The sequence below is a fragment of the Pedobacter sp. B4-66 genome, assembly GCF_018492665.1.
Taxonomy (GTDB): domain Bacteria; phylum Bacteroidota; class Bacteroidia; order Sphingobacteriales; family Sphingobacteriaceae; genus Pedobacter.
Genome location: NZ_JAFVME010000030.1, coordinates 1 through 263, shown reverse-complemented (window position 1 = coordinate 263; position 263 = coordinate 1). Strand labels below are relative to the sequence as shown.

The 263-nt window shown below is 46.4% G+C and carries 2 tRNA genes; both read right to left on the bottom strand.

Annotated features, from left to right (window positions below):
- Nucleotides 1-25: 25 nt before the first annotated feature.
- Nucleotides 26-102 (bottom strand) — tRNA-Ala (locus J1905_RS23475).
- A gap of 14 nt (nucleotides 103-116) precedes the next feature.
- A tRNA-Ile gene (locus J1905_RS23470) sits at nucleotides 117-190 on the bottom strand.
- Nucleotides 191-263: the final 73 nt, after the last annotated feature.

Sequence of the window (263 nt, the reverse complement as noted above, 5' to 3'; positions counted from 1 at the left end):
TACCTTTTATATTAGGTACCGGTGATGGTGGAGAATAACGGAGTCGAACCGTTGACCTCCTGCGTGCAAGGCAGGCGCTCTAGCCAGCTGAGCTAATCCCCCTTAGAATATATGTGTAGTCCCGAGCAGATTTGAACTGCTGACCCCTACATTATCAGTGTAGTGCTCTAACCAACTGAGCTACGGGACTATCTTATTCAGCTGTGGTATTGTTCTGAGGTGTCTCATTCACAATCCTTCTTGCCTCATATAATCCTTAGCTT